The sequence below is a fragment of the Promicromonospora kroppenstedtii DSM 19349 genome, from assembly GCF_000515355.1.
Classification (GTDB): domain Bacteria; phylum Actinomycetota; class Actinomycetes; order Actinomycetales; family Cellulomonadaceae; genus Promicromonospora; species Promicromonospora kroppenstedtii.
On record NZ_KI911572.1, the window covers coordinates 42,792 to 49,478 of the forward strand.

4 protein-coding genes are annotated in these 6,687 nt (G+C 70.9%); 1 reads left to right on the plus strand and 3 read right to left on the minus strand.

Annotation, left to right across the window (positions count from 1 at the left end; all coding sequences use genetic code 11):
• Positions 1-4,325: SpaA isopeptide-forming pilin-related protein (locus tag PROKR_RS01220; RefSeq protein ID WP_036958993.1), on the plus strand; the 4,325-nt coding region annotated here is incomplete at its 5' end.
• 2 nt (positions 4,326-4,327) lie between these two features.
• On the opposite strand, the gene PROKR_RS01225 is transcribed toward PROKR_RS01220, so the two are convergent.
• Genes PROKR_RS01225 through PROKR_RS01235 form a run of 3 tightly spaced genes read right to left on the minus strand, consistent with a single transcriptional unit; the run spans position 4,328 to position 6,399 of the window.
• Positions 4,328-4,561, minus strand: a complete 234-nt coding sequence (locus PROKR_RS01225; RefSeq protein ID WP_342665844.1) for a helix-turn-helix transcriptional regulator — start codon at positions 4,559-4,561, stop codon at positions 4,328-4,330.
• A 3-nt stretch (positions 4,562-4,564) separates the two neighbouring features.
• Positions 4,565-5,431: an ABC transporter permease gene (locus PROKR_RS01230; RefSeq protein WP_036958994.1), complete on the minus strand. Its 867-nt coding sequence runs from the start codon at positions 5,429-5,431 to the stop codon at positions 4,565-4,567.
• The gene (locus PROKR_RS01235; protein WP_169736281.1) at positions 5,428-6,399 is read right to left on the minus strand and encodes an ABC transporter ATP-binding protein; all 972 of its coding nucleotides are present in this window, start codon (positions 6,397-6,399) and stop codon (positions 5,428-5,430) included. The genes PROKR_RS01230 and PROKR_RS01235 overlap by 4 nt, the downstream gene beginning before the upstream one ends.
• Between the last annotated feature and the right edge of the window lie 288 nt (positions 6,400-6,687).

The following is a 6,687-nucleotide window of genomic DNA, read 5'->3' on the forward strand; positions in this document are numbered from 1 at the left end:
TGGGCAGCTGCGTCACGATCGCCCAGGCCACCCGGACGGGGCCTGGTACCTGCCAGGTCGAGGGCCTCGACTTCGGGACCTACCTCTGGGTCGAGGTGCAGGCCCCGCAGGGCTACACGCTCCCGGATCCCCCCTACAGCGCGCCGGTCACCATCACCGCCGGGAACGTCGGCGAGGTCCAGGTCTCCACCTTCGAGGACCCCCGGATCCTGTCCGAGGTGACCGTGCAGAAGCTCGACGCGGACGGCGGAGCGCCGCTCGCGGGCGCCGCGTTCGACCTCGTCACGGACACGGACGGGAACGGCGTGTACGACCCCGGTACGGACGAGGTGGTCGGCTCGTGCACCACCGCCGGCGCCGACGGCGTCTGCTCCGTGGGCGACCTGGACTTCGGCACATACTTCTGGGTCGAGACCGCCCCACCGGCCGGCTACGGACCTGCGACCCCCTCGGTGTCGGGCGCGATCATCATCACCGCCCAGATCGCGGGCACCGACCTGCCCTGGGCGACGTTCGAGAACCCGCGGCTGCTCTCCGAGCTCGTGGTGGGCAAGGTGGACAGCAGCACCCAGCAGCCCCTCGAGAAAGGCCAGTTCGCCCTGTACCGGGACGACGACGGTGACGGTGCGGGCGGAGTGACGGACGACGCTCCCGACCCGGACGACACGCTGGTCGGCACCTGTGGCACCGAGCTCCCCGACGGCACCTGCTCCCTCGGGAACCTCGACTTCGGCACGTACTACTGGTTCGAGACAGGGGCGCCCGCCGGGTACCAGCTGCCCGCCGACCGCACCAGCGACATGATCGTCGTCGACGCGAGCAACGCCGGTGGCGAGATCCCGCCGACGACGTTCGCCGACCCGCAGGCCACCTCGACCCTGGCGGTCCAGAAGGTCGACGAGTCGGATCCGGAGACGCCGCTCGCGGGGGCGGAGTTCGCCCTGTACCTCGACGAGGACGGTGACGGCGCGGACGGCGTGACCGACGACGCGCCCGACCCCGATGACACACAGGTGGACGCCTGCACCGCGGCGGCCGAGACCGGTACCTGCTCGCTCGGTGACCTGGGCTTCGGCACCTACTACTGGTTCGAGGTCACCGCTCCGACCGGTTACGGCCTGCCCGCCGACCGCACGAGCGACATGATCGTGGTCGACGCCTCCAACGCCGGCGGCACGTTCCCTGTCACGACGTTCGCCGACCCGCGCCTCCCCACCGACCTGTCGGTGCTCAAGTTCGACGCGGAGGACGGCACGCCGCTGGACGGCGCGGTCTTCCAGCTCTACCAGGACGACGGTGACGGCCTCGCCGACGGCCCCGAGGGCGACGACCAGCCGGTGGGTGACGTATGCACCACGGGCGACGACGGTGACGGCCTGTGCACGGCCCCCGACCTCGACTTCGGCGAGTACTACTGGTACGAGGTCGACGTACCGCCCGGCTACGAGATCCCGGACGACCGGACCAGCGAGATCGTCACCATCACGGCGGCCAACGCCGGCGAGGCGCTGACGGTCCAGTTCTCCAACCCGAGAACGCTGTCCCGGCTCGAGGTGCAGAAGCTGGACGCCACCGACGACGCTCCCCTGGCGGGGGGCGAGTTCACGCTCTACGTCGACACCGACGGCGACGGCGAGGGCGGCGTCACGGACGACGCCCCCGACCTGGACGACACGCAGATCGGCACGTGCACCACCGAGGGCGCGGACGGCGCCTGCGGGTTCGACGGGCTGGACTTCGGCACCTACTACTGGTTCGAGACCGCCGCACCCACCGGGTACGACCTGCCGGCGGACCGGACCAGCAGCATGGTGACCATCGACGCCTCCACCGCGGGTACCGACCTGCCCCCGACCACGTTCGCGGACCCACGCCTCCCCTCGGAGCTCACCGTGCTGAAGCTCGACGCGGAGACCGACGAGACCCTCGCGGACGGCGTGTTCAGCCTCTACCGCGACGCCGACGGCGACGGGGTGGGCGTCCTGCCCGACCCCGACGACGAGCTCGTCGACGAGTGCACCACGGGTGGCGACGGCACCTGTTCGGTCGGCGGGCTGGACTTCGGCGACTACTACTGGTTCGAGGAGGCCGCACCGCCCGGCTACGAGCTGCCCGAGGATCGGACCAGCAGCGTGATCACCGTCGACGCCTCGAACGCGGGCACCGAGATCACGCCGTTCACGTTCGCCGACCCGCAGGTCCGCTCGACGCTGGTGGTCGAGAAGGTCGACGCCGTGACCGGCGCGCCACTCGCGGGTGCCTCGTTCGACCTGGTGCGCGACGACGGGGACGGCACCTACGAGGAGAGCGCGGACCAGGTCGCCGGGTCGTGCGAGACGGCGGGCGACGAAGGCACCTGCTCGGTGGGCGACCTCACGTTCGGCACGTACTGGTGGGTCGAGACCGACGCCCCGCCGGGGTACGTGCTGCCCGAGGACACCGTGAGCGCCCCGATCGTGGTGGACGCGGAGAACGCGGGCGGCGAGCTCGCCGTGACGAGCGTCGAGGACCCGCAGCAGCCCACGAGCATCTCGGTGCGCAAGCTCGACGGCGAGAGCGGCGAGCCGCTGCCCGGCGCGGTCTTCCAGCTCTATCTGGACGACGGCGACGGTGTCGCTGACGGCCCCGAGGGCGCCGACGAACCGGTCGGCGACCAGTGCACCACCGGCGAGGACGGCGTGTGCTCGGTCGACGGACTGGGCTTCGGTGACTACTACTGGTACGAGGTCGCGGTGCCGCCCGGGTACGACGTGCCGGCCGACCGGACCAGTGTCATCGTGACCGTCGACGCCGAGAACGCAGGCGAGGACCTGTCCGTCGACTTCACCAACCCCCGGGTCCTGACCGAGCTCACCGTGCAGAAGGTCGACGGCGAGGAGGGGCAGCCGCTGGCCGGCGCCGGGTTCGACCTGGTGCTCGACAGCGACGACAGCGGCGAGCACGACGAGGGCGACACCGTCGTGGGCTCGTGCGTCACCGGCATCGACGGCACGTGTTCCGTCCCCGACCTGGACTTCGGCACGTACTTCTGGGTCGAGACCGACCCGCCGGCCGGCTACCCGATGCCGGACAACCCCGTGAGCGACCCGATCGTCATCGATTCCGACACCGCGGGCGCGCCCAACACGTTCACGTTCAGCAACCCCCGGCTGCTCTCGGAGCTCACCGTGGCAAAGCTGGACGCCGAGACCGACGAGCCGCTGGCCGGTGCCGAGTTCGATCTGGTGCTCGACAACGGCGACGAGACCTACGACGCGGACGCCGACCAGCTCGTCGACTCGTGCACCACGGGCGCCGACGGCACCTGCACCATCGGCGACCGCGACTTCGGCACCTACTTCTGGGTCGAGACGGCGGCACCACGGGGTTACGAGCTGCCGGAGGAACCGGTCAGCGGACCGGTCGTCGTCGACGCGAGCAACGCGGGCACCACGATCCCGCCGTCGACGTTCCGCGATCCGCAGCTGCTGTCGACGTTGACGGTCCGCAAGCTGGACGCCGCCGATGACGAGAGGCTGTCGGGCGGCGAGTTCGACCTCGTGCTCGACGACGGCGACGCGGCCTACGAGCCCGGCGCCGACGAGGTCGTGGGCTCGTGTGCCACCGGGTACGACGGCACGTGCTCGGTAGACGGCCTGCTGTTCGGGACCTACTTCTGGGTGGAGACGGCCGCGCCCGAGGGATACCTGCTCGCGACGAACCCGGTGAGCCGACCCGTGGTGGTGGACGCCCGGAACGCGGGCACGGACATCAGGCCGGTGACGTTCCGCGACCGGCGAGCGACCGGGCCGGCCTGGACCGTCGACAAGTCCAGCGACCCGGCGTCCGGCAAGCCGGTCAGGCCCGGAGACCTGATCACCTATCGGATCACCGCGAGCGAGGTCGCGAACGGCCCCGTCACCGACGTGGTGGTGCCCGACGACCTCACGGGCGTGCTACCGCACGCGGACGTCGTGCCGGGAAGCATCCGCACCACCACCGGCACCGCGGTCCTGGAGGGCACGCTGCTCACCTGGACCGTCGAGAGCCTGTCCGGGAACGAGCTGCTCACCTACCAGGTGCGGGTCCACGACGACGCGGCCGGAGCGGCGATCCGTAACCAGCTGACCGTCGGCGGGTCCGAGCCGTGCGGGCCGGGCGGCTGCCCGTCGACCGTGCACGACGTCAGCCCGTACGGTGCCCCGGACGACCCCTCGGACGACTCCCCTTCGCTCGCGACGACGGGTGGGATCGTCTGGCAGATCCTGCTCGCCGCCGCCTTCCTCCTCGCGACCGGAGCTCTGCTCACCCAGGCCTCCCGGTCCCGGACGGGGGTGCAGCCCTGAGGTCATTCGCCGAGGCGCTTGAACGGGGTGGTCGAGAAGACCACTTCGACGGCCACCCCGAAGTACTCGGCGATCCGCAGCGCGAGGTAGAGGGACGGGCTGTACTCACCTCGTTCGAGGTACCCGACGGTCTGGTAGTGCACCCCGAGCGCCTCCGCCAGCTCACGCCGCGAGATGCCTCGTTCGGCACGCAGCATCGCTATGCGGTTGTGGACGACGTCGGACTGCTCTGCCACCACTCAGTACCCCTTGCTCATATACCGCTCCCGCGCCGCCGCGACCGTGGAACCCGATTCTCGCCGGGCCATCCTGCGGAGCACGATCGGCGCGAGCACCATACCCACCAGCGCCCAGACCCCGAGCACCGCGAACATCTCGGCGGTGCGCCACGACTCGCCGATCTCCGCCGCCACCATGCTCTCCGGGAGCATCGCCGACCGGGCACCGAGCCCCAGCCAGTAGTAAGGGAAGGCCTGCCCCACCCACTGCAGCCACACGGGCAGTGCCGTGATCGGGTAGAAGATGCCGGAGGGGACGATCAGGAGCATCGACCCGAGGAACAGCAGCCCGGTCTGGGACGCCGTCTTGAACAGGGACCCGAGCGCGACGCTGATCGGGACCGTCGCGACCATCCCCACCACGAAGATCAGCACGAGGAGGACCCCGGTACGGGCGTCCAGCCGCAGGTCACCCGCGACCGTGAAGGCCGGGATCACCAGCGCGACGAGGCTCACGAGCGTGGTCAGCGCGAACAGCAGGATCTTGCCGACGAGGTAGCCGACCATCCCGTCGGGCGTGGCCTTCGCCCGCAGCAGCGTGCCGTCCTCGCGGTCCACCGCGATGGTGCTGGCGGGACCAGTCAGCCCGCCGAACGCGATGGACATGCCCACCAGGCTCGGCAGCACCATGGCGCCCAGCGCGAAGTCGGTTCCGGGCACGGTGCTGCCCCGCATGAACAGCAGCACCACCGCGTAGATCACGGGGAACGCCACGATCCAGATGACGTCGCCCGGCTCCTGGAGCGAGTACTTGGTCTCGAGCCAGCCGCGGGAGAGCCCGGCCCGCACGGCCGCCCATCGCACGTCTGTGGGGGTGGACGTGGTCATGACTGTGCCTCCTCGGTCTGGTCGGTGCCGACGGGCCCGGTCCGGTCCGCCTGTCCTGCGGGGTCGGCCTCGGCCCGGTGCACGAGCGACATGTAGGTGTCCTCGAGGCTCGCGCGCCTGACCTCCAGATCTGTGGCCCCCGCATCCTGCGTCAGGAGCTCGCGGACGAACCGGGTCGGGTCACCCTCGGTCACGGCGTGCACGTGCCGGCGACCCTCGGACGTCCAGCGCACCTCCGCCTGAGTGGTCAGCTCGCGTGCGAGCTGGTCGGCCGAACCGTTGGCGATGATCGTGCCCTCGTCGAGCACGAGTATCCGGTCGGCCAGCTTCTCCGCCTCGTCGAGATCATGCGTGGTCAGCAGGACCGTCGTGTTCTCGAAGTCGGCCAGGCGGTGCACCAGGTCGTGGAACTCACGACGGGCGTGCGGGTCGAAGCCCGCCGTCGGCTCGTCGAGGAACACCAGCTCCGGACGCCCGACGATCCCGATCGCCACGTCCAGCCGGCGCCGCTGCCCTCCCGACAGCGTCTGGACCTTGGCGTTGGCCTGTTCCGCGAGGCCGACCACCCTGATCAGCTCTTCCACGTCCCAGGGCCGCGACACCTCGGGGGTCGAGTACGGGACGTAGAACCGGGCGAGGTACCCCAGCAGGTCGCGCACCCGCCACCGGCCGTGGTCGCGCCACGACTGGAGCACGACGCCCAGCCGCGCGCGCCAGGCCTCGTCCCCGTGCGCCGGGTCCTGCCCGAGCACCAGGACCTCGCCGGCCGACCGCATGCGGAAGCCCTCGAGGATCTCGATCGTGGTGGTCTTGCCGGCGCCGTTGGGGCCGAGCAGCGCGACGACCTCGCCGCGCTGCGCCGTGAACGACACGCCCTGGAGCACGTCCTTCGTGCCGTATCTCATCCATAGGTCGCGCACGTCGAGCGCCACGTCGCTCGACGGCCGAGGCCCGTTCCGTTCGCTCATCACACTCTCCGTACCGGACATAGCAGTGATGCTACATTTCGTATCGGGACCACGTCATCCCATTTTCGCGTGCTGACCTCTGGCGCGGCTTCCTCCGGACCGGCGCCCTGCGGTCCGTGCTCCCGCGATCCAGACTCCCGCGGGCCTGCCCGCGCGGTGGCACGCGCGCTCCCGAGCACCCCCGCCGGGCTGACCGCCGCACGCGTCGCAACTACCCGTACAACGCCGCCTGCGCGTACCTCGCACGACGCGAGCTCACCGCCGTTGCGCGCCACGGCGGCGCCCGCC